This window comes from Adlercreutzia agrestimuris (assembly GCF_943193125.1).
GTDB classification, from domain to species: domain Bacteria; phylum Actinomycetota; class Coriobacteriia; order Coriobacteriales; family Eggerthellaceae; genus Xiamenia; species Xiamenia agrestimuris.
Map to the genome: position 1 here is coordinate 1 of NZ_CALPCX010000004.1, position 23,400 is coordinate 23,400.

Sequence of the window (23,400 nt, forward strand, 5' to 3'; positions counted from 1 at the left end):
CCGCCATCGCCTAAAGTACTACAGCGTCAGGCTGTGGGAGGACGGGAAGTCGCGCTCACAAAGGACGCTTTTGTTATTGTGGGGCAGAATATCCGTTAATGGTTGAGCAGGGTCACCTAGTCGTTGTGACCATAGGATTTGCACAAGAGCAGTCGTATAATAAAGGTTCAATAATATTGAGATATGTATGCATGTTGAGAGATAGCAGAGGGATTGTATGGCTGAGCAAACTGAAGAATTAGAACGCTTGTCTCAAGAAGCCATAGCGTCAGAAGAGAAGCTACAAGAACTTGTTTCGCTCTTATCGGGCTCGTCTCGAAGAGAGCGCCAGACAGCTGCAGCAGCACTTATACTTGTAGCGCAAAGTGATATTAGTCGCGTGATTCCTTATCATGCTGAATTGGTTGATGCGCTTAATAGACCTGAAGCTCGCACGCGCTGGGAATGTTTAGATATTTTAACCCGCATTGTGCCAGAAGATTCGCGTGTTTGTGACAAGGCGTTGCCTGGTGCTGAAGCGGCGCTCTTTGATGAAAAGAATGGTCCGGTGCGTTTAGCTGCCATGCGTTTCATGTGCAAGCTGGGCAGCACAACTGAAGCACGCTCTGAGCGTATTTGGCCGTTTATCGATGAGGGAATTCAGTGCTATCACGGAGATCTTGAGTACCAGGATATGCTCGCTGCGGTAGTTGAATTCTCACAAGGTAAACTCTCCGATGAGGTAAAGGAGAAGCTTGCTCATCGCGTTCGCTTTGATGCAGAAAACGGGCGAGGTTGGCTTAAGCGAAAATCTCAAGCTGTTCTGGATAACGTGAAATAGCAACATTCAAAGCGGGTGTTTCGCCCGCTTATTGTATATGGCGTAAATAAGAAGACCGCACTGGTCAATATCAAACGTTATTACAAAAGTAGTCTTTTGGTTTTAGGAGGAGACGAATTATGGCACAAAGCCGATATGCTGATGTTTTGCAGGTAGGAGACAAGGGGTACACCTATTATCCTGTATCAGGTTGCAAGGGGGCAGAAAAACTTCCCTATTCGCTTACAGTATTGTTGGAAAACGTGCTTCGTAAAGCCGAAAGCGATGATGCAGCAGCAGTTCTTGCGCAACGCATTATTGAAGCCGGCACGCAAGGCGTGGTAGGAAGCGAAGTTGAGTTTTCGCCTGCTCGTGTGCTCTTTCAAGACTTTACTGGTGTGCCGGTATTCGTTGATTTCGCAGTCATGCGTGAGGCTTGTGCTGAGCTAGGAGGAGACCCGAAGCGCATTAATCCTCAGATTCCGTGTGACTTAGTAATTGATCACTCGGTTATTGCTGATGTAGCAGGTTGTGGTTCGGCCATGTCAAAAAACATGTCTCTTGAGTTTGAGCGCAATAAAGAGCGTTATGACTTTTTGAAATGGTCACAGCAATCCTTTGATAATGTACGCATTGTGCCACCAGGAGTGGGCATTTGCCACCAGCTCAATATTGAGGCGTTTGCTCCTGTAGTCATGACAGCACAACCAGGAGAAGCAGGAGCGGGCGTGGCTGATCCTGCTCGCAGTGATGCTACTACGGTTGCATATTTCGACACATTGGTTGGAACGGATAGCCATACGCCAACTGCAAATGGTATTGGTGTGCTTGGTTGGGGCGTTGGCGGCATTGAGGCTGAGGCGGCCGCTTTAGGACAGCCTATCACCACGCTTGTGCCGCGTGTGGTGGGCGTACGCCTTACCGGTTCGCTTTCCGAAGGCGTAAGCGCTATGGATGTATCGCTGACGTTTGCGCAGATGTTGCGTGCGGCAGGCGTTGTAGGATGCTTTGTCGAGTGTTTTGGCCCAGGGCTTGCCAGCTTGAGCGCAACACAGCGTGCTTGCATCTCAAATATGACGCCCGAATATGGTTGTACTTGTACGCTCTTCCCTGTTGATGAGGCTACGATTGACTATTTGACGCTCACGGGTCGTTCGCAAGAGCAGGTAGATTTGGTGCGCGCTTATGCTAAAGCACAAGGCTATTGGTATGAGCAGGGTGCACCTGAGCGCGTGTACTCAGAAGTGATTGAACTGGATTTGGGAAGCGTTGAGCGCTCATTAGCAGGACCTTCTCGCCCGCATGATCGTTTTGCTTTTGATTCTGCGGCACACCGATTTGGCGAAATTTGCGCTGAGCGCGGTGTTGATTGTGCGCGACGCGTAACTGTTGATATCGATGGAGTGCCGACCGAGTTACGTGATGGCGCTTTGGCTATTGCTGCGGTAACAAGCTGCACCACCGCAACGGACCCAGCTATGATGTTGGCTGCTGGTTTGGTGGCGCAAAAGGCCGCTGAGGCAGGATTGAAGCCTAAACCATGGGTTAAGACAATCCTGGCTCCCGGTTCTCGCGCAACCGAGCTTTTGCTGGAGCGCGCAGGCCTTTTGGATGGTCTGCGTAACCTGGGCTTTTATACGTGTGGCTTCGGCTGCATGAGCTGTATTGGAAATTCAGGTCCAATTCGTTCTGAGCTGCATGAAATTGCCGATCAGCTTGAGTTGGCTAGTGTGCTTTCAGGCAATCGCAATTTTGAAGGACGCATCTCGCCTGATGTTTCACAAAACTACTTGGGTGCGCCGGCAACGGTGATTGTCTATGCACTTGCAGGCTTTATGGATGTGGATCTTGCGCATACTCCGCTGGGAGAGCGCGCAGATGGCACGCCGATTTACGCTTCCGATATTTGGCCGACGAACGCTGAGATCAATAAGCTGGTAGATACGTATGTTACGCGTGACCTTTACGAAGAGGGAATGCGTGGCATGTATGAGGGAGACGTTGCATGGCAGGAGTTGGGAAGTGACCCCAGCGACACTTTTGCGTGGGATGAGCGTTCTACGTACGTGCGTCGTGCACCCTATTTTGATGGCATGACGAAAGAACCTGAAGATAAAGCCCCCATTTCGGATGCGTGCATTTTGGCAAAACTGGGTGACTTTATTACAACCGATCATATCTCGCCCGCAGGGTCAATTGCACAAGATTCGCCTGCGGCAAAATATTTGGAAAACAAAGGCGTTTCGGTAAAGGACTTTAATACCTATGGGTCTCGTCGCGGAAACCACGAGGTCATGATGCGCGGCACCTTCGCCAACGTGAAGCTTCAAAACGAGCTGGCAGAAGGCAAGCGCGGCGGTTGGACCCGCAACGCGCTCACCGAAGCAATTGAGCCACTGTTTGATGCAGCGGTTGCCTACGACAACGCCGATTTGGGCGCAGTGGTAGTAGCCGGCAAGATGTATGGATCAGGCTCCTCGCGCGACTGGGCGGCGAAGGGTCCGGCACTTTTAGGAGTTCGTGCGGTTATTGCAGAGAGCTATGAGCGCATCCATCGATCGAACCTCATTGGTATGGGTGTTTTACCTCTGCAATTCATGGAGGGCGAAAACGCGCAGACGCTTGGCCTTGATGGCACGGAGCGTATGAGCGTTGCTCCCGTGGACTTTAGCGCGGGGCTCCCTCAACCAGCTATCACTTCGGTGACAGCTACAGACGAGTCAGGCAATCAACGGATATTTGATGTTATGGTGCGCGTGGATACCCCAACTGAAGGCTATTACATGCAGCATGGTGGTATCTTGCAATATGTTTTAAGACAGCTTGCTCAATAATCATCACCAATCAAGAGAGCGAAGGAAGATGAAACAAAACTCAGGGTTTGATGCCCTTATTGAAGCCCTTAAACAATCAGGGATCAATATGGACGGGAAGTTTGATGCTGATGCACCGTATGTTGAGGCGCAATCAGCTGACTCAGGCTCCGGATCTCGTACCTCTGGCGGTTCGGGAGGATCTGGGGGTTCAAAACCGCCACATCCGCATGTTGAGATTCCCTTTGCGGATAAGATGGCGAATTGGGGCAAACGCACCGTCATTATTGCTGCCATTGTTGTTGTGATCGTGGCGCTAATTGCATATTGGTGGTTCCATCCACCTATTAATATTCACAGCACTGACACCTGGATGTTTGTGTGTGTCTTTATCCTGTTACCCCTCTTTATTTTCTTCTGGAGTAAGTCAAAGAGTTATCAAGGGGGAACCAAAAAGGTAAAGGCGTCTGAAGGCAAAGCAAAGGCTTTCAAGATTGCATCATATGTGCCAATTGCTGTGGTTGTATTGGGGTTGCTTGGTGCGCTTTTGTCGCTCCCGCTTTTCCCGGGGAATGCTGAAAAGTACTCAAATGTGCTGAAAACTGACACGCTGGAGTTCGCACAAGATATTAAAGAAGTGAACTATTCAGAGATCCCTGTTATTGACCGCAATTCGGCTATTTTGCTTGGTAATCGCGAAATGGGTTCAATTCCTGAGTACGTGAGTCAGTTTGAAGTCTCCACGCTCTACAGCCAGATTAACTATCAGGGAACTCCAGTTCGTGTAAGCCCGCTTGGGTATGCTGATCTTTTCAAATGGTTTACGAACCGAGAGGGCGGCATCCCAGCTTATGCGTTGGTTGATATGACCACTCAAGATGCCGAAATCGTGCGTCTTGGCGATAATCCCATCTATTACTCGCAGAGTGAGCCGTTGGTTCGCAATATTGATAGACATGTTCAGCTGAAATATCCGTTCTACATGTTTGATGAGAAGTCATTTGAGATTGACGAAGATGGCCATCCGTGGTGGATTTGTCCAGTAAAAGATTTCACTATTGGTTTGTTTGGTGGTCAGACTATTAGCCGAGTGGTGCTCTGTGACGCTACGACAGGCGAATGTCAGGATCTGTCAATTGAAGATTGCCCCGAATGGGTTGACCGCGTATTTCCTGCTGAGTTGCTTATTCAGCAATATAACTGGTGGGGATCGTATAACAATGGCTGGTTGAATTCATTCTTGGGACAAGAAGGCGTGGTGCGTACTACCCCGGGTACTGATGGCACGTTGGGCTACAACTATATTGCCAAAGACGATGACGTATGGGTCTATACGGGCGTTACTTCTGCTACAGCTGACAACTCCATTATTGGATTTGTGCTCGTTAACCAACGAACGCAAGAGAGCCATTTCTACAGCGTTTCAGGTGCTACTGAGGACTCTGCAATGGATTCAGCAGAAGGTCAGGTACAAAACCTTCGCTATACGGCAACATTCCCCTTGCTCATCAATGTTGCAAATCAACCAACGTACTTCATGGCGCTTAAAGACGGCGCCGGCTTGGTAAAGAAATTCGCAATGATTGATATTCAGCGCTACCAAAATGTAGCGGTGGGTGACACCGTTGCCGATACGCAAAAAGCCTACGAAGCGCTTTTGGCAACCAATGGGGTAGTTGCTGAGGGCGAAGGCGGAGCTGCTGATGTGGTAACGGTAAAAGGCGTTATTCGCTCAATGAATCAAGCAGTCATTGAAGGCAACACGCATTTCTATCTCACCATTGAAGGTGAAGATGGCGAAATCTTTGACTTTGCTTTGCCGGGACTTCTTGACATCGTGGGATATGCGGTGGGAGACACCATCAATTTCACGTACGTTGAAAATGAGACGTCAAACACAAGTCCGGTCTATGAGATTTTAGGTGGCACCCTTGCGTCGGGTGAAACCGTTGCCGAAGATGAAACGCTTTCGGGTGAGCCGGAAGAAAATGTGGTGGCTCCGTGAAGCAGCCACCGGGAAGATGCTTGACAGTATCGCCTGATCTATTAAAATATATGGGCTGTCTTTTTAGGCTTTCAGTGTATTAAGGCAGCCCATGAATATAAAAATGTTCCGCTACTAAAGACAGCAGGTACCAAAGCGCATCTCTTAATGAGGCGCAAGAGGTTTAATCGCACAAGCGGCCCGCCGAGGTGGTTAGCATTATTCGCTCTGTTGAATGCTGCGACCTCCGTCTGTATGCGGGGGTCGTTTTCTTTTCAAGTGAAGCGACCCACCCTCAAAAAGGGCGGAACGCGATTTGCTTGAAAAGGAGGTGTACAGAATGCCAAACGCACAAAACATTGATCAACTTTCGCGCATCAAGTCTGACTTGGAAGATTGCCCTGCAGTTTGGGTAGTTGACTACCGCGGTTTGACCGTTAAGGAAAGCCAGGCTCTGCGCAACGCAATTCGTGAAGCAGGTGCAAGCATGAAGGTGTACAAAAACACCATTATGCATATTGCATTGACCGAAGCTGAGCTGCCGACTCTTGATGACATCTTAGAGGGTCCCAGTGCATTTATCTTCTCCGGTTCTGATGTTGCTGCTTCAGCAAAAGCTGTTAAAAATTTCGCCAAGGGCAATGAGAACCTGGTTATCAAGGGCGGTTTGATGGAGGGTGCAGCTGTTTCAGCTGCTGAGGTTGAAGCTATTGCTTCTCTTCCGTCTCGCGAAGAGCTCATGGCTCAAATTGCTGGCGCAATTTCTGGTGTTGCTCGTGGTCTTGCTACGACGATCGACGGTGTGCCGCGTAAGGTGGCACAAGTTATGCAAGCTCTCTCAGATCAGAAGGCTGCATAACACAACCATGCGGCACAAGGTGCCGCGTGGCTGTTGTGGCGTAGTATGCGCCACGAACTGACGAATGACGCCTGTGCGTCGCATTGAAAAAGTGAAGCCAGCCCTGAGGGGTTGGCCCTATGAAAGGAACTAACAATGGCTGTAACTCGTGAAGAGATCATTGAGGCTTTGAAGGAAATGTCACTGCTTGAGGCATCTGAGCTCGTTAAGGACATCGAGGAGACCTTCGGTGTTTCTGCTGCTGCTCCGGTTGCTGTTGCTGCTGCTCCTGCTGCTGGTGACGGCGCTGCTGCTGAAGAGAAGAGCGACTTTGACGTTGTTCTCGAGGGCTTCGGTGACAACAAGATTGCTGTTATCAAGGTTGTTCGTGAGATCACCGGTCTTGGTCTGAAAGAGGCTAAAGAGGCTGTTGAGGGCGCACCGACCACCATTCAGGAAGGTGTTGCTAAGGACAAGGCTGAGGAAATCAAAGGCCAACTGGAAGAGGCTGGTGCAGCTGTTACCCTTAAGTAATAACACTTGTTTATTGCTTACAGCTTAAAGCTTCTCAAGGCGTCGCACATAGTGCGGCGCCTTTTTTCTTTACTTGATGCGTACGACGTGGCTGCTTTTGGCGTTATGTGAGGTGAGGGTGCAGAGGGGATATGACTGCCCTGATATCTTAAAGAAGGCGTTAAGCCTACGAGAGATTTCCTGAAAGCTGCCTGTTGAAAGATTCGACGTGATGCCCTGTCAAAACATTTCGTGAGACTGTTAAGCAGGCGGTAAAAGGAAGGCGGTTGCCTGCGTATAGACGTGCTGCCAATCGGATGGCGGTTCCGTCTTGAAGAGAGACATCATCGGCTAGAAGCTCGATAACGGTGCCAATTAAAGATCGGGGGACGCGATAATCTTCGTCAAGTATGCGTACGGTTCTGGCTACAACTTCTGGATAAGCTTGGGCACAGCCCGAAGCAATGAGTCGACGCGCTTTGGCCGAGGGGCGGGGTTCGTCATCAAGTAGATAGCGCAGTAGTACTGTTTCATCAACGATGGTCACGACTCGGTCTTTCTCTGGAAGCGTACGATGGCGGCTTCGGTTGGATTTCTCACTCTGCTCCTTAAGCCAAGCGGTCCGTTCGTCACCCGTCAATTGGGGATTGCCGTAGTGTTTCAGTTTTCCAAACGCCGAGGTGCCTCCTTCGCTTTTGCTCGTGTGGGGCGTGAAGGGAAGACGTCGCTCGTTTACCGCCTGTGCAACGAAGAGGCGCACGGCCTCTGATAGCGACATTCCGAGAGCCTCAAACAGTTGATCTGCTTCCTGCTTTAGCTCTTCGTCGACGCGGATTTGCATGGTTGCCTGCTTGCTCATGGATCCTCCCGAAAAAAAATTCTGTGCCCTTGAAGACTGAAAAAGAAGTCTAATTGTGAGCAATTTGGTACGCCAACAGAACAAAACACCTGCATTATAGCGAAATATGTAGTACAAATGTAATACATAGCAAAATGACTTGAAAAACCCCTTCTTAATTTCCTGTTCAAAAAATGTCGAAATTAGCCCTTGCCGAACGATGTTAATGGGCGTATAAAGACCGTGACATCTCCGAGAGGCACTGGCTGCCGGTAATTCAGTTTTACATTCTTTCTTTTTAATACGGCTTTACCGCAGGGGATACTTGCGTTCATTTTGAGGGTGCTCGACTCGCATTCGACGTTTCCGGAGCGTTGCATGTGTGTACGGGTATGGATCGAGAGAGTTAAGAACTCTTGGTAAAGCAGCTCACTGATGTCTTGCCAGCCTCCTGCATAGGAAAGGGGAGGGCGAGAGGTAGTGGGGTTGTCTGGCCGATGGCCGTTGGGCTGTCGGAAGAGAAAAGTTGTAGGAGGATTACATGGGTTCCAAATTTGTCATTGCCGACCCGGGCCTGTGCATTGGTTGCCAGACCTGCATGGCGGGTTGCCTGTTGAAGCACAGCGTGCCGGGAGACGTTGCCAAGCCCCGATTGAATCTCATCACCACGTTGACCATCTCTGCGCCGATTGTGTGCCACCATTGCGCCGATGCACCTTGCGTTGCGTCGTGTCCTGAGGGGGCTTTGTACTTTGACGGCGATCGTGTTGCCGTGAAGCAGGAGCGATGCATAGGCTGTCGTAGCTGCGTGCTTGCTTGCCCCTACGGTGCAGTAGAGGTGGTATCTCAAGAGGGAGCGGCCAAACTTGGCGGTCTTGTTGTCGAGAGCGCCCCGAAGGCTTCGCTCGTCAAATGTGATTTGTGCTATGACCGCGAAGGCGGTCCGGCTTGCGTCGAGGCCTGTCCCACAGGCGGTCTTATGGTTGTTGACGAAGAAGAGCTGGCAGACCGTCAGCGCAAGCGTCGCATGAAGGCCGCTGTGGCCTCGGGAGCTTTCTCGAGCGTGCCCTTGAACACTGATCTCAACTAGCCTAGGGAAGGAATTGCACTATGGAAAAGCACATGGCTGTCTGCCCGTACTGCGGTGCCGGTTGTAAGCTCAATCTCATCGTGGACGACGGCATGGTCATCGGCGCAGAGGGTCTCGATGGCGTGACCAACGAAGGAGAGCTGTGCCTGAAGGGTTTGTCGGGCTTTGATTTCATCAACGACACCAAGATTCTCACACCGCGTATCTTGCATCCAATGATTCGTCGCGAAAAGGGCGGCGAGTTGGAGCGCGTAACGTGGGACGAGGCGCTGGACTTCACGGCGAAAAAACTGACGGCTATCAAGGAGAAATATGGACCTGATGCCATCATGCTCACCGGCTCTTCCCGTGGTCCGGGAAATGAGGCCAACTACGTCATGCAAAAGTTCACCCGCGCTTGCGTAGGTACCAACAACATTGACAACTGCGCTCGCACCTGTCATGGCCCCTCGGTTATTGGTCTTATGGATACGGTAGGATCGGGCGCTATGTCAGTCTCTATTCCGAACATGGAGAATGCTGACCTGATTATGTTGTTTGGTTACAACCCTTCAGCGTCACATCCCATCGTAGCTCGTCGCATTGTGAAAGCCAAGGAGAAGGGCGCAAAGATCATTGTTGTAGACCCGCGTTCTATTGAGACGGCTCGCATTGCCGATCTGTATATCCAGATTAAAAACGGCTGCAACCTTGCTTTCATGAATGCGTTTGCAAACGTGATTGTTTCTGAAAACCTGCACGACAAGGCCTTCATTGATGCCCATACGAGCGGCTTTGATGAGTGGTGGGAGACCATTAAGAACTATACGCCCGAATCGGTTGCTGAAATTTGTGGCTGCGACCCTGAAGACATTCGCAAGGCCGCCCGCATGTATGCTACGGCTCCCAACTCCATTATCGGTTGGGGCATGGGCGTTACCCAGCAGCGTCAGGGCGTCAAAACGGTGCACACCATTGCCGCTATTGCTTGCATCTCTAATCAGATCGGTCGCGACAATGCTGGTCTTGCTCCGGTGCGTGGCCAGAACAACGTTCAAGGTTCTTGCGACATGGGTATGTGGCCGAGCCTGCTTCCCGGCTACCAGAAGGTGGAGAACCCAGAGGTTCGTGCCAAATTTGAGAAAGCTTGGGGTCTGCCCGAAGGCAAGCTGCCAGCCAACCCTGGCTTTAAGTTGACTGATCTGCCTCATGGTGTGAAAGAGGGAAAGATCAAAGCCTTCTACAATTTCGGTGAGGATCCGCTGCAGACCGAGCCCGACTCTGCCGACATGAAAGAGACCCTGGAGAACCTTGAGCTGCTCATCAGCCAGGACATCTTCATGACCCAGACGACGGCACTGGCAGACGTGGTGTTCCCGGGCACGTCTTGGGGCGAACACGACGGCGTGTTCTCTGCCTCTGACCGCACCTTCCAGCGCTTCACGGCTGCTGTACCGCCTAAGGGTGAGTGTAAACACGACTGGCAGATCTTCAGTGAGCTGTCCACTCGTATGGGCTATCCGATGCATTATGAGGACACCAAGGAAATTTGGGACGAGATGCGTTCGCTGTGCCCGAACTTCTACGGTGCTACCTATGAGAAGATGGACGGCGTAGGTCATGCCCAGTGGCCAATCCCGACGCTTGATTGCCCGGGCACCCCAACGCTGTACAAGAACGGTCAGTTCAACACGGCCGACAAAAAAGCCATCCTTATGGCTCATGATTTCATTGAGCCTACAGAGATGCCCGACGACGCTTATCCGCTTGTGTTGTGCACGGTGCGCGAGGTGGGTCACTACTCCTGTCGTTCGATGACTGGCAACTGCAAAGTGCTCTCAATGCTGGCTGACGAGCCGGGTTATGTACACATTAACCCCGCCGATGCCGCTGCTCGTACTATTAAGGATGAGGATCTTGTTTGGGTGAGCTCTCGTCGCGGTAAGGTCATCACGCGCGCTTGTCTCGATGAGCGCATCAACAAGGGTGCTGTCTATATGACCTATCAGTGGTGGATTGGCAAGTGTAACGACTTGACCATGCATGTGACCGACCCGTTGTCTGGTACACCCGAAGACAAGTATTCCGCTTGCGAGGTGCACTGTATCGACGATCAGGTTTGGGCTGAGCGCCATATGCAATCTCTCTACACGACGCTCAAAGACCGTCTGGCCGCTGAAGCCGCACCCCAAAACGTGGCGCCGGCAACCGAGGCCCGATAGGATAACACCTGCTTCCACACTCATTCCGAAAGGACTCTGATGAACACTTTCATCGCTATAGAGCCGGATAGGTGTATCGGATGCGGCACGTGTCTCGCCGCCTGTAGCCATGGCCATCGTGTGGCCGGGCTACAGGCGGAGCCCCGTCTCGCGCTGACGTTTACACCGCAGGTGACGGCCGCTGTCACTTGTCATCAGTGCGAGGGTGCACCGTGTTTGGCGGTTTGCCCTGTGGATGCAATTAAGCGCACAGATAAGGCTATCGTCGTCAACGAGCAGACCTGCATAGGCTGCAAGATGTGCGCGGTAGTGTGCCCCTTCGGCGCCATTCATCCCTCGGGTACGTCCACGGCGGGCGTTGCCGGCATCTCCTATCCTACTCCCACTCAGCCACAGGGCACCTCGCCTCTGTTGGCTTGGAGCATTGGTGTCTACACCTGCGCTGTCAAGTGTGACCTTTGTTCCACCTTGGGTTCCGACGAGGAGCCCCATTGCGTCGATGTCTGTCCGACTAAGGCGCTTTACGTGCGTGATGCCACGACACTGACGGGCATCCGTAAAGACAAAATGCGTGCCGCCGTTGCGGCTAACCAAATTATGATGGGTCGTTCGACAAACTTGAAGGAGGCCTAAATGTTAGAACTGATACTTCTTTCCCTTGGGGTCTCCTGCGTTGGTGGCATATTGTCGTTAGCGACGTCGAAGGCCCGTGCCGCCTCTAAGACCATCGCCTGTGTCGGTGGGATGGGAGCAGCGGCTCTAAGCTTTATTGGCGGTCTAGGCGCGCTTTTCCAGACGGCTACTTATGCCAGTTGGATTGGGCCTATGCCGTTCACGAATTTTACGCTGCTCTTAAATCCGCTTGCAGGTTTACTCATTGCTGTTATTGCGGTGCTGGCTTTTGTGGCGTGGCTTTACGGGCTTTCTTATTTCGACGAGTATTATGACAAAGGCATCGGCGTCATCGGGTTTTTCATGAATCTGTTTATTGCTTCTATGAACCTAGTCATCCTTGCCGATAACGCCTTCTGGTTCCTTGTGTTCTTTGAACTGATGTCGCTCACGTCCTACGTGCTTGTCATCATCGACCAGACAGAGAAGTCCTTGAAGGGCGGTTTTCTGTATCTCATTATGGCCCATATCGGCTTTCTGATGATTGCCCTGTCCTTCTTCGCCATGGCTTCTGCTACCGGCTCGTTGGAGTTTGAGGCCTTCCGTACCCATGCGTTTGGCCCTGGTGTTGCTACGTTGGCCTTTGCGCTTGCCTTCTTCGGCTTTGGCGCGAAGGCGGGCATGGTGCCGTTCCACTCTTGGCTGCCTCAGGCTCATCCGGCAGCGCCCTCTAATGTGAGTGCGCTCATGTCTGGCGGCATGATCAAGATTGGCATTTTTGGTATCTGCAAGGTGTGCTTCGACCTGCTTGGCGCAGCGGGTGGAGAGATCGGCTGGGGTGTGCTTGTCATCATCATTGGCGCCGTCTCTTCTGTGCTCGGCGTAGTCTATGCCTTAGGTGAGCATGATCTTAAGAGCCTTTTGGCCTACCATTCCGTCGAAAACATTGGCATCATTCTGCTCGGCGTGGGTGTGGGCATCTACGGCTGGGCTGCTGGCCTGCCCTGGCTTGCCGCCATTGGCCTTCTTGCTGGGCTCTACCATTTGATTAATCATGCCATGTTCAAGGGTCTGCTCTTCCTTGGCGCCGGCAGCGTGCTGTATGCCACGGGCACCCGCAACATGGAAGTGCTTGGCGGTCTAGCGAAGGTGATGCCTGTCACAGCTGTGTGCTTTCTCATTGGTTCACTAGCTATTTCTGCCATTCCGCCTCTCAATGGGTTTGTATCTGAGTGGTTTACCTACCAGGGTCTCATCGGCGCAGCTATGAGCGGTGACATCTTCATGCGCATCCTCTTTGCCTTTGCTGTAGTGGCTCTTGCTATTACCGGTGCTTTGGCGGTTACCTGCTTCGTGAAGGCATTCGGCGTGACGTTTCTTGCACGACCTCGCTCCGAAGCTGCCGAGCATGCTCAGGAGGTGCCTGCTCCTATGAAGGTTGCTATGGTGGTTCTCACGGCGGCCTGCATTGCGTTGGGGCTTGGAGCCGCTTGGGTTGCTCCTGTGGTCAGCTCTATCGCGAGCTCGATGCTTGCATCGGCACCCTTGCCGGTGGTCGAGGGAGTAACGCTTGTGTCCTTGGACACCGTTTCGGTGGTCTCGCCGCTTATCATGGCCGTGCTTATGGCTGTCATCATTGCACTGTGTGCTCTGGTGCGCAATGCGGCCAACCAGAGAGCTGGCATGAAGAGTGATCCGAATACTTGGGCCTGTGGTTATCAGGCGGACCTCACCATGGAGACGCTTGCTTCTACCGTGGGTGCGAACGTGAAGACCTTTATGGGTCCGCTTTACGCCATTCGCTATGGCGTGAATCGTATCGGGGAGGCGGTTTCTCGCTTGCTTGGTCGCGCTCTTGAGCCTGAAGGGGAGAAAGCCTCTGTTGTACCTGCAAAGCCTGCCGCGCCCCTCTCGCGCTACGATCGCGATCGTAGCGTCGGCATCGCTCCGGCTGAGCGGCGCGCTCCAGCACTTTCGAACTCAGTACTCTCTGTTGTGAGTGATTTGGGTGCTTGGTTCGGGCGCATGGAGAACGGCGACTTCCGCACTTATATCGTCTATATCGTTGGCGCGTTGGTATTCTTCCTCGCGCTCATCATCTTGGTACGTTAGGAGGATGTCATGACTATCATTATTGCGATACTTCAGGCTATCCTTCTGGTCTCAATTGCCCCGCTTCTTTCTGGCATCACTCGCAAGATCCGCGCGAAGATGCACTCGCGAACGGGTACGAGCATCTTCCAGGACTATTATGACCTGGTAAAGCTGTGGAAAAGATGCGAAGTGAAAGAGGGTGGCAGCAGCATTGTCTCCCGTCTCGCTCCGCCAATATTCCTCGGATCGTTCATTCTGTTGGCTACGGGTCTTCCGCTCGTGATGCAGGCCTGCCCGATTCCGATTTTCGGCGACATCATCACCATTCTGTACCTTATGGCTTTGCCTCGCTTTATGTTCGCTTTGGCATCTATTGACTCGGCAGGCTCCTACACCGCCATCGGTGGTGTGCGTGAACTGCTTGTGGGTGTCTTGATTGAGCCTTCGCTCATCCTGGTGCTCTTCGTCATGGCTGTGGCAGCAAGCTCTACCAATGTGGGTATCATGGCCTTTTCGGTAGCCAACTTGTCCGCCTATCCTTTTGTGGCTGTTGTAGTTGCTGGGGTGGCTTGCGCTATGGCTTGCTACATTGAGATGGGCAAGCTGCCTTTCGACTTGGCTGAAGCTGAGCAGGAGATTCAGGAAGGCCCTCTGGCTGCCTATTCTGGTCCATCGCTAGCTATGATGAAGCTGGGCGTCTCGCTTAAACAGCTCGTGGTGGCAAGCCTGTTCGTGGCCATTTTTGTGCCCTTTGGTGCTGCCGCTAATGCAGCCCCCCTTGAGCTTGTGTGCGGATTGGTGGCCTACTTGGTTAAGGTGCTTATCGTGTTTCTGATTGCTTCGGTGATCGAGAACGCGGTTATGCGTGTGCGCTACAAGTTTCTTGGCCGTTATACCTGGTTCGTTATGGGGATCGCCTCGCTTTCCCTTGTGTTCCTCGTTATTGGAATTTAGGTGGTGGATATGTTCAGTTACTCATTAGTTAATGTGCTTGGGGCGTGTCTCATCATCACCTCGATGATGGTCGTGCTCGCCCGTACCAGGCGCGCGGCGGCCTTCTTGTACTCATTGCAGTCGTTGGTGCTCGTGGGCTTGCTTGCCTCGCTGGGCGCAGTCACAGGGTCGACGGAATTGTTCACCTGGTCGGCCACGGCCTTTGCTACTAAGGTGGTGCTTGTTCCTGCCATCTTGTTGTTCACGCTGAAGAAGATTGGCAACGACGCTCAGGCGGATCTATCGCCGAAACTCAAACCCATGAAGTCTGTGACGCTTGTAGCTGTGGAGGTGTTCATCTGCTTTGTGGCCGTCTCCGGCATTGATCTGCCTACGGCTGCGGCTGTGAAGCCTACATTGGCTGTATCGCTTGCACACTTCTTCATCGGACTTACCTGCATTGTTATCCAGCGCTCCATCTTCAAGCAGATTTTTGGATATTGTCTGATGGAGAATGGCTCCCATGTGACTTTGGCGCTTCTGGCACCTCAGGCGCCAGAGCTGGTGGAGATCGGCGTTGCAACTGATGCTATCTTTGCGGTGATCATCCTGGCGGTGCTCGTATGGCGCATGGCGCACTACGCTCACACCCTTGACGCCGACGATCTTTGCGAGCTGAAGGGATAAGCCATGGATTATTCATTGTTGCTTTTGATTCTTTTGGGCTGCCCGGTGGTGGCGGCGCTACTCATCGCTGCGCTGCCGGCGAAATCGACTCCGCGCGCTGTTTACGAGGCCATCCATGTGCTCTCGCTGGCTGGCGTGGCGATATCGGGGCTCATGTTGGTGGTGTCTGCCTTTATGGGCAATGACATCTTTGCTGTAGGAGAGTGGTTTCATCTCGACGGTTTGGGTGCACTGTTTCTTGGCCTCATTGTTGTTATTGCCCCCTGTACGGGTATCTATTCGCTTCCTTATGTTGCCCACGATGTGGCCGATGGAAAGCTTGGACCCTCGCAGGTGAAGCAGTATTACGCATTCTTCAGTCTGTTCGTGTTTTCGATGATTCTTGCTGTCACCTCAAACAACATCATCATGATGTGGGTGTCGGTAGAAGCGACAACTCTCTCGACGGTGTTTCTTGTTGGTGTCTACCGCACCAAACTTGCACTTGAGGCGGCATGGAAATACGTTATCGTCTGCACGGCTGGTGTTGCCTTTGGCTTGTTCGGAACGTTGCTCGTTTACGCGAATGCAGCTGATATTATGGCCGATCCACATCAGGCGGTATTCTGGACGGCCATTCTTCCCAATGCGCCTTTCATGGACCACTCGCTCATGATGATTGCGTTTGTATTCGCGGCCATCGGATTTGGCACCAAGGCAGGTCTGTTTCCTATGCACACCTGGCTGCCCGATGCTCACTCCGAGGCGCCCAGCCCCGTGTCGGCTCTGCTTTCCGGTGTGCTTTTGAAGTGCGCGATCCTTATCGTGCTGCGCTTCTTCATCTTGACGGCAGCTAATGTGGGAGACGTGTTTCCTCAGACGGTCATGATGATTCTTGGCGTGCTATCGGTGTGCTATGCGGCCTTTGAGGTGTACAAGCAAAACGACCTCAAACGCAAGCTGGCCTATAGTTCCTGCGAAAACGTGGGGCTCATAGCTGTGTGCTTCGGTATTGGTGGTCCTTTAGGCATCATTGCCGGCCTCGTGCACTGCGTGGCTCATGGCCTCACCAAGGCTCTCATGTTCTGCCTTTCCGGCAACGTGATGATGAAATATCACACCCGCGACCTCTCGAAGATTTCGGGCATTATTTCTGTGGCGCCAGTGACCGGCGTGCTGTTTGCCGCTGGATGTTTGGCTCTGGCGGGCTTTCCTCCCTTCGCCATGTTCGTCAGTGAGATGTTCATGATTCTTGCCGGCGTGGCCGCGAAGGCTTGGTGGGCTATTGCTCTTGTGCTCGTGGCGTTGGTGGTGGTTATCATGGCGCTCGTGCGTATGATTACCGGCTCGGCGCTGGGGCGTGCTCCTGAGGGTGTTACGCGTGGTGATGTGCCGGTGCTGTACTTGGTGCCAGAGGTGGTACTTTTGGCTTTGGTAGTGCTGCTTGGTGTGGCGCTGCCCGGACCTTTGGCCGGCTCCATCGAAGAAGCCAGCGCTATCGTACTGTCTTACGAGGATGAGAACCCCGTAAACGATAGTTTGTTCGAAGATGCCTTGGCGGCTCTGACCGTCGAGGAGACTCCCGAGGAGGTGTTCGAGTAATGACGACCAAAAAGCAAGCGGCTCTGCGCGTGGGCGAGACGCACGTCCAGGCTGTGAGGGACACCTTCCCTGGCGCGGTGCTCGATGCAACATGGCAGGCTGCTGACCAGGTGGCTATCACCGTACCTACCGACATGTTACCCGATGTGGTGGAATTCCTCTATTACGGTCGCGGAGGCTGGCTGCCCAACATGGTGGCTAACGATGAGCGATCCTTGTGTGGCTGCTATGCCTTGTACTACTTGCTTTCCATGGAAGAAAGCGATCCTGGTTTTGTGGTAGTGCGGGCAGAGATTGATCCCGATATCATGGAGTACCCGTCGGTGACGCCTCGTGTTCCCGCTTGTGTTTGGAGCGAGCGAGAGGCCTTCGATATGTTTGGCTTACGCGCTATTGGTCTTCCTGACGAGCGCCGATTGGTGCTTCCGGACGATTGGCCGGATAACCTTTATCCGCTGCGCAAGGATTCCATGGATTACCGCAAGCGTCCGGCTCCCGTGACTGATGTAGAGAACTACTCGTTTCTCTATGAAGGCAATGCCGAGGAAACAACTCAGGTGCCCATGGGACCTTTGCATATTACCTCTGACGAACCCGGACACTTCCGTCTGTTTGTAGAGGGAGAAGATATTATCGATGCTGACTATCGATTGTTCTATGTGCACCGCGGCATGGAGAAAGTGGCCGAGAGCCGTCTGAACTATGACGCCGTGACGTTTCTAGCAGACCGCATCTGTGGTATCTGCGGTAACGCCCACTCAGTGGCCTATGCCGAGGCGGTAGAGAACGCCCAGGGTATAGAGGTGCCAGTGCGCGCGCAGTACATCCGAGCCATTCTGCTTGAGGTGGAGCGCTTGCACTCCCATCTGTTGAACCTCGGCCTCGTTTGCCACTATTGCGGCTTTGACACGGGATTCCAACACTTCTTTCGCGTTCGTGAGAAGGCTATGGATTTGGCAGTATTGCTCACGGGTGCTCGCAAGACTTACGGTCTGAATCTTATCGGTGGCGTTCGCCGTGACATTTTAGACGAGCAGAAGCTTGCCACTATCAAGTATGTGCAAGAGCTGCGCAACGAGGTGGAGGCGCTCGTAGATATGCTCGTGTCTACGGCCAATTTCGAGTCGCGTACGGCCGGCATCGGTCGTCTTGATCCGGCTGTTGCTCGTGACTATAGTCCCGTGGGACCGTGTGTTCGCGGTAGTGGTATCGCTCGCGACGTCCGCTTCGACCATCCCTTCGACGGTTATAAGTTCCTTGTGGGTATGTCTGCGCGCAGTCACGATGGCTGTGATGTGCAGAGTCGTACCCTCGTACGCGTTGAAGAATTCATGGACTCCCTCACTATGATCGAGCAGTTGCTTGATGGTGCGCCGGAAGGCCCGATCCAGGCGGAAAACTGGCAGTATACGCCACACAAGTTCGCTATGGGCTATACCGAGGCACCGCGCGGGGAGGACATGCACTGGGCTATGGTTGGCGACAACCAGAAGTGCTACCGTTGGCGCGCTAAGGCGGCCACCTATTCCAATTGGCCCATCCTGCGCTATATGTTCCGAGGCAACACGGTAGCTGATGCGGCCATTATTGTAGGGTCAATGGACCCTTGCTATTCGTGCACCGACCGAGTGACGGTGGTTGATGTCAAGAAGAAGACCTCAACTGTGCTTACGAAAGATCAGCTGGAAGGCTATTGTCGTCGTCGCACACATTCTCCCCTCGCAGGAAAGGGGTGGTAGGCCATGCTCAAACTATTCAAGGAGATTTGCAAGGCTGGCGATGCCACGACGGGCTATCCGTTTGAACCATTGGAGATGCCTGCAGGATTTCGTGGGAAACCAGAGCACAACGAAAAGCTCTGCATCGCTTGTGCGGCCTGCGCTATTGCCTGTCCAGCTAACGCCATCACCATGGAGTTGGACGATGAGCAGAACTATATTACCTGGGATATCAGCTACGGACGCTGCATCTTTTGTGGCCGCTGCCAGGAGGTCTGCCCGCTGTTCGCTATAGAGTTGACGACAGAATTTGAACTGGCCGTGCTGAACAAGGATGACTTGCGTGAATCCTGCTCCTATGAGGTGGCTCGCTGCTCACGATGTGGCAAGCCTTATGCCTCAGCTAAGGAGGTCGACTATGCTCGGCGCGTGCTTGAGAGCGTGGGCGGTACCGCTGCGGCCGATATCGAGAAGGTAGACCTGTGTTTGGACTGCCGCCGTTTCGATGATGCCGAGGCTTTCGCTCACCAGGCGCCTGAGAAGAGGGAGGCGTAAATGTTAGAGAATGACTTTCCGCAGACGCTCCAATGGCGACCCGATCCGGTCGTTCTTGATGCGAAGGTGGCCGAGGCCAAGCAGAAACTGCTCAACTCCATTAAGCGATCCGTGTACGTTTATCGTGTGGACTGCGGCGGTTGTAACGGCTGCGAGATTGAGATCTTTTCGACTATCACCGCTGTTTTTGATGCTGAGCGCTTCGGAATAAAAGTAGTACCCTCACCGCGCCATGCAGATCTGCTTATCTACACCGGTGCTATGACGCGCGCTATGCGGGAACCAGCCCTGAGGGCTTATCACGCTGCTCCCGATCCGAAAATTGTCATGTCTTACGGAGCTTGTGGCTGTACAGGTGGCATTTTCCATGACAACTACTGCGTCTGGGGCGGCACTGATCCAATTCTGCCCGTTGATGTATACGTGCCGGGATGTCCGCCCTCACCGCAAGCTACTATTTTCGGGTTTGCCACAGCTTTGGGCATTCTAGAGCAGAAGTTGCATGCGAGCCATCATGTGGCTCCCGCTGGTGAGCAGGTGCCTGTGGCCTTCCCGGCTATACCTTACAAAGTACGCACAGCTTTCGAGCGCGAAGCGCGTCGCATGAGCGGTTACTACTACGGCAAGCAGATTGTGGACGAGTTTATGTTGGCGCTGGCTAAAGACAAAGTTGACGCTCTGGGGGCTGCCGATGCACTTATTTCCGCCGAGAGTGACACGCGCAAGCGTGCGGTGTTCATGGATTTGAAAGCGTTGCTCATGAGCAAGGTGGTCGACGAATGAGCGTAACCGTGCGACAGCATTGCGGGCAAAAAGCCGCCGGCTTAGGAGAGGAGCCGGCGGCTTTGGCGGCGCACCCTTTATTCACGCGGTCTCTGGCGGCCCACACTACCGATGGGCGGACGGCGCGCGAGGTGGTGTTCTATCGTCTCGGCGAGAAGTTCGTTGACCACGAGCGGTCTATTCCTGAAGACGTCCGCTCGGTGTTGTACTACACGCTGGCTATTGGACATCATACCGGTGTCATTGACTGTCTCAAGCCGCGCCTTGCCACCTCTCGCGAGGTGTTTTCCGAAGTGCTGGCGCTGCTTGAACCAGGTGCTGCCCGCGACAAGCTTGCTGGTATTGAGAAGTTTGGCGAGATTGAAGTGAAAAAGGAGCATGTGCCTATGCTGAAGTCGGCCGTGATTGCAGCGCTGGACCGAGCGGGCTCTGCTTTGGAGGGGGCAGAGGAAGCTGCCGCGCTAGAAGCAACTACCGAGACGGTCACGGCTATAGACGCTCCTGCATGGCTTGAAGAGTTTCTCCATCTCTTGGAGGAGATTCAGTGCGAGCCGTGCGTGTACGCCATGGGAAGGAGGGTCACGTGCTAAGTGCCGAAGAGATTTTGGCGGCTCACGAGGCGTCAGAACGTGGCGGCAATATCGTTTTTTGCGTGGGCAGCGTCCTTCGTGGAGACGATGCGGCCGGACCCCTTTTAGCCAAGAAGCTTGACGACTTTCCCGTTGAGGGATGGTCGGCTGTGGATGGCGGACAGACTCCCGAAAATGACTTGGGCTACCTGCGCCGCCTCGCTCCGAATCGGCTGCTTCTAGTAGATGCGGCCGCTATGGGGCTTACCCCTGGCGACATACGGCGTTTGAAGATGCAAGATGTGGCCATCCAATCGCTTATCACGACCCATACGCTACCTATCACCTATCTGCTCGCAGAGTTGGAAGAAATGTGCAACGAGGTGGTGTTCCTCGGGGTGCAGCCGGCGGGAACCGAGTTTTTTGATCCGGTGCATCCGCGGGTGCTTGCGGCTGTGGAGCATATTTACCAAAACATCGCCCAAGGCGGCGATTTCGAAAAATACCCCTATGTAAATTAGGAAAGGATACAACCTATGTCTATCGTGAAAGAAGACCTCGCGGTCGTTTCCCCCGATGCGCTTGCACCGGCGGCTACTGAGGCTAAGGCCGAGAATATCGGTGTGACGAAGGCAAGCATGCCTGCCGCGAAATGCTTCGTGTCCGCCATGCTTGCAGGTGCATTTATTGGTTTTGGCGGCATGTACTTCTGCACTTTCTTGGGCGATACCACCATGGCCTTTGGCGTGCAGCGCGTTGTCGGTGGTCTGTGCTTCTGCCTCGGCTTGTGCTTGGTGCTTTGCTGCGGTGCCGAGCTGTTCACTGGTAATGTTCTCATGGTTTGCGCCAAGGCCTCAAAAAAGATTACTTTCGGCGGCCTGTTCCGCAACTGGGGCATTGTGTGGCTTGGTAATCTTGCCGGCTCGCTTCTTGCCATGTTTATCATCTTCATGTCAAATCTGCAAGGTATGAATGGTGGTGCCGTTGGCGAGGCATTCGTTTCTGTGGCTGCGGGCAAGGTTGCGCTCGCACCCGAAGTGCTGATCTTCAAAGCAATTCTGTGCAATATCCTTGTGTGCTTGGCGGTATGGATTGGATTCTCATCGAAGACAACAGCCGACAAGGTTTTAGGAATTTTACTGCCCATTTCGGCATTTGTGGCCTGCGGGTTTGAACACTGTGTAGCAAACATGTTTTTCCTGCCTATGGGTCTTGTGCTCAATGGTGTTGGCTTTGGTGCCGCTGGTGCGATTACGCTAGGAGGCGTTGCCTACAACCTGGTATTGGCCACGCTCGGCAACATCATCGGCGGACTGCTTGTCGGTTTGGCTTATTGGTTCATTTACCACAAGAAGCAGGAGAAGTAGTTTATGAAGGTGGTCGATCAATATCGGGAAAGTGAGCCGGTTGGGCTCTGTGAAGGCGCGCTTCTGACACCAGGGGAGTCATGTGTCACCATTCCGAGGAAGGTGCTCGTTGAGCACGCCCTGGAGGTAGCCGTAAACACAGTACCTACTATGCGTGTCGTCTGTACCCCCGATCATCTGGTCGACTTGGTGGTGGGTCGCCTATACACTGAGGGCATAGTGAGGGGCATTGACGACATCGAAGAGATCTACCTGAGCGAACAGGGAACGTGTGCTTCGGCGCAGCTTTCTTGCTGTCATGCCGACTTCTCTCGACAAGGTATCGAGACAGTGCCCTCATGCTGTACAGGCAACCGTGTCTACAACCATTATTTCAACAATGATGAGCGCCCGGCCAATGTGGAGCCTATTCCCTGGAAAGCAGAGTGGGTGTTTGCCGCGGCCCGGGCGTTCGCGGAGGATTCACCCTTGCATCGAGCAACGACAGGTACGCACAGCTGTTATCTTGTGTTGGGGGGCACCGTTGTTGCATGTCGCGAGGATCTGGGCCGCCACAATGCCTTCGATAAAGTGGTGGGGGCTGCCCTGCGTGAAGGCATTGATTTAAAGGATGCGCTTATCTTTTCAAGTGGGCGTTTGCCTGTGGACATGGTGATGAAAGCTGTTCGAGCTGGTGTTCCTGTTTTGGCTACAAAGGCCGTACCTACCGACGAGACCATCCGCCTTGCGCGAGAGTTTGATCTTACGCTGGTTTGTCAGGCGCGTCCTGACTCGGCTGTGATCTACAACAATCCTCTCTGACGCGCTTTACGAAAATTGATTGGAACAAAATATGACGAGTAAGAAGGCGCTTGACGCCCTAAATAGGTTAATGTCTGGCAACGCTGAATACCTCAAGGCAAACGTTGCTGAAGGGGATATTTCCCCAGATTTGAGAGAGCGTCTGTGCGATGAGGGTCAAGAACCTTACGCCATCGTTGTCACATGCTCCGACTCCCGCGTGGTGCCAGAAGACATCTTCATGTGTGGGCTTGGCGAATTATTCGTAATTCGTGTGGCGGGCAACGTGATTGGACAGACTCAGGCTGCCAGTGTTCTGTATGCCATAGAGCATTTGGGTGCACCTCTTGTTATGGTTTTAGGGCATACGCATTGCGGTGCTGTTGGTGCTGTGCTTGAAGGCCACGCAGAAGATGCTTTGCGCCCATTGTGTGATCCGATAAAGAACGCCATAGGGAATGTGTGCGACCCCGAGAGAGCGAGCGCACTCAACGCGATGGCTGCCACAGAAGAACTGCGGCGTATCGCCAGCATCGCTTCGATGGAGCGTCGTGGGGAGCTTCTTGTGATACCTGCCTTATATCGCATTGATAGCGGAAGGGTCGAGCTGCTCGTAGAGGATTGCGTCTGAGGATTGCAACCTTA

General features: G+C 53.1%; 21 protein-coding genes, 1 pseudogene and 1 other annotated feature. Of the genes and pseudogenes, 21 read left to right on the forward strand and 1 reads right to left on the reverse strand.

The features are described 5' to 3' along the window. The first annotated feature begins 217 nt into the window (after positions 1 to 217). The 5 genes from NFR28_RS06890 (at position 218) to rplL (ending at position 6,968) form a co-directional block, all read left to right on the forward strand. Positions 218 to 820, forward strand: coding sequence for a hypothetical protein (locus NFR28_RS06890; RefSeq protein WP_251179095.1), 603 nt, complete (start codon positions 218 to 220; stop codon positions 818 to 820). Between the two features lie 119 nt (positions 821 to 939). After that, a complete protein-coding gene (gene acnA, locus NFR28_RS06895) occupies positions 940 to 3,633 on the forward strand; it encodes an aconitate hydratase AcnA (RefSeq protein ID WP_251179096.1) in 2,694 nt (897 codons plus the stop codon). Positions 3,634 to 3,661: 28 nt separating this feature from the next. Continuing rightward, positions 3,662 to 5,617 carry a Tat pathway signal sequence gene (locus NFR28_RS06900; RefSeq protein ID WP_251179097.1) on the forward strand — a complete coding sequence of 652 codons (1,956 nt, stop codon included), beginning with the start codon at positions 3,662 to 3,664 and terminating at the stop codon, positions 5,615 to 5,617. A gap of 96 nt (positions 5,618 to 5,713) precedes the next feature. Beyond that, positions 5,714 to 5,878, forward strand: a sequence feature (ribosomal protein L10 leader region). Positions 5,879 to 5,936: 58 nt separating this feature from the next. Beyond that, positions 5,937 to 6,455, forward strand: coding sequence for a 50S ribosomal protein L10 (gene rplJ, locus NFR28_RS06905; protein ID WP_251179098.1), 519 nt, complete (start codon positions 5,937 to 5,939; stop codon positions 6,453 to 6,455). A gap of 135 nt (positions 6,456 to 6,590) precedes the next feature. Beyond that, entirely contained in the window at positions 6,591 to 6,968 is a 378-nt protein-coding gene (gene rplL / locus NFR28_RS06910; RefSeq protein ID WP_251179099.1) for a 50S ribosomal protein L7/L12, read from the forward strand. Between the two features lie 166 nt (positions 6,969 to 7,134). On the opposite strand, the gene NFR28_RS06915 is transcribed toward rplL, so the two are convergent. Continuing rightward, positions 7,135 to 7,806 carry a type II toxin-antitoxin system RelB/DinJ family antitoxin gene (locus NFR28_RS06915; RefSeq protein WP_251179100.1) on the reverse strand — a complete coding sequence of 224 codons (672 nt, stop codon included), beginning with the start codon at positions 7,804 to 7,806 and terminating at the stop codon, positions 7,135 to 7,137. A 520-nt stretch (positions 7,807 to 8,326) separates the two neighbouring features. On the opposite strand from NFR28_RS06915, the gene NFR28_RS08880 reads away from it, so the two are divergent. From NFR28_RS08880 to NFR28_RS07000, 16 genes and pseudogenes are all read left to right on the forward strand, one after another. Continuing rightward, a complete protein-coding gene (locus NFR28_RS08880; RefSeq protein ID WP_275556975.1) occupies positions 8,327 to 8,875 on the forward strand; it encodes a 4Fe-4S dicluster domain-containing protein in 549 nt (182 codons plus the stop codon). Between the two features lie 20 nt (positions 8,876 to 8,895). Next, positions 8,896 to 11,076: a formate dehydrogenase subunit alpha gene (gene fdhF / locus NFR28_RS06930; protein WP_251179101.1), complete on the forward strand. Its 2,181-nt coding sequence runs from the start codon at positions 8,896 to 8,898 to the stop codon at positions 11,074 to 11,076. 39 nt (positions 11,077 to 11,115) lie between these two features. After that, positions 11,116 to 11,184: pseudogene (locus NFR28_RS06935) on the forward strand (4Fe-4S binding protein); the annotation flags it as partial. Positions 11,185 to 11,196: 12 nt separating this feature from the next. Further along, positions 11,197 to 11,709 (forward strand): 4Fe-4S dicluster domain-containing protein, encoded by a 513-nt coding sequence (locus NFR28_RS06940; RefSeq protein WP_251179285.1) that lies wholly within the window; start codon positions 11,197 to 11,199, stop codon positions 11,707 to 11,709. Beyond that, entirely contained in the window at positions 11,710 to 13,800 is a 2,091-nt protein-coding gene (gene hyfB / locus NFR28_RS06945; RefSeq protein WP_251179102.1) for a hydrogenase 4 subunit B, read from the forward strand. A 9-nt stretch (positions 13,801 to 13,809) separates the two neighbouring features. Further along, a complete protein-coding gene (locus tag NFR28_RS06950) occupies positions 13,810 to 14,736 on the forward strand; it encodes a respiratory chain complex I subunit 1 family protein (RefSeq protein WP_251179103.1) in 927 nt (308 codons plus the stop codon). Positions 14,737 to 14,745: 9 nt separating this feature from the next. After that, a complete protein-coding gene (hyfE, locus tag NFR28_RS06955) occupies positions 14,746 to 15,402 on the forward strand; it encodes a hydrogenase 4 membrane subunit (RefSeq protein ID WP_251179104.1) in 657 nt (218 codons plus the stop codon). Between the two features lie 3 nt (positions 15,403 to 15,405). After that, positions 15,406 to 16,983 carry a hydrogenase 4 subunit F gene (locus NFR28_RS06960; protein ID WP_251179105.1) on the forward strand — a complete coding sequence of 526 codons (1,578 nt, stop codon included), beginning with the start codon at positions 15,406 to 15,408 and terminating at the stop codon, positions 16,981 to 16,983. Beyond that, the gene (locus NFR28_RS06965; protein WP_251179106.1) at positions 16,983 to 18,722 is read left to right on the forward strand and encodes a hydrogenase large subunit; all 1,740 of its coding nucleotides are present in this window, start codon (positions 16,983 to 16,985) and stop codon (positions 18,720 to 18,722) included. The genes NFR28_RS06960 and NFR28_RS06965 overlap by 1 nt, the downstream gene beginning before the upstream one ends. 3 nt (positions 18,723 to 18,725) lie before the next feature. Then, entirely contained in the window at positions 18,726 to 19,256 is a 531-nt protein-coding gene (locus NFR28_RS06970) for a formate hydrogenlyase complex iron-sulfur subunit (RefSeq protein WP_251179107.1), read from the forward strand. After that, positions 19,257 to 20,039 (forward strand): NADH-quinone oxidoreductase subunit B family protein, encoded by a 783-nt coding sequence (locus NFR28_RS06975; RefSeq protein WP_251179108.1) that lies wholly within the window; start codon positions 19,257 to 19,259, stop codon positions 20,037 to 20,039. Between the two features lie 131 nt (positions 20,040 to 20,170). Next, a complete protein-coding gene (locus NFR28_RS06980; RefSeq protein WP_251179109.1) occupies positions 20,171 to 20,629 on the forward strand; it encodes a formate hydrogenlyase maturation HycH family protein in 459 nt (152 codons plus the stop codon). Then, a complete protein-coding gene (gene hycI, locus NFR28_RS06985) occupies positions 20,623 to 21,129 on the forward strand; it encodes a hydrogenase maturation peptidase HycI (protein ID WP_251179110.1) in 507 nt (168 codons plus the stop codon). The genes NFR28_RS06980 and hycI overlap by 7 nt, the downstream gene beginning before the upstream one ends. A gap of 15 nt (positions 21,130 to 21,144) precedes the next feature. After that, positions 21,145 to 21,975: a formate/nitrite transporter family protein gene (locus tag NFR28_RS06990; RefSeq protein ID WP_251179111.1), complete on the forward strand. Its 831-nt coding sequence runs from the start codon at positions 21,145 to 21,147 to the stop codon at positions 21,973 to 21,975. A gap of 3 nt (positions 21,976 to 21,978) precedes the next feature. Further along, entirely contained in the window at positions 21,979 to 22,776 is a 798-nt protein-coding gene (gene fdhD, locus NFR28_RS06995; RefSeq protein WP_275556976.1) for a formate dehydrogenase accessory sulfurtransferase FdhD, read from the forward strand. 31 nt (positions 22,777 to 22,807) lie between these two features. Then, entirely contained in the window at positions 22,808 to 23,386 is a 579-nt protein-coding gene (locus NFR28_RS07000; protein WP_251179113.1) for a carbonic anhydrase, read from the forward strand. Positions 23,387 to 23,400 lie beyond the last annotated feature (14 nt).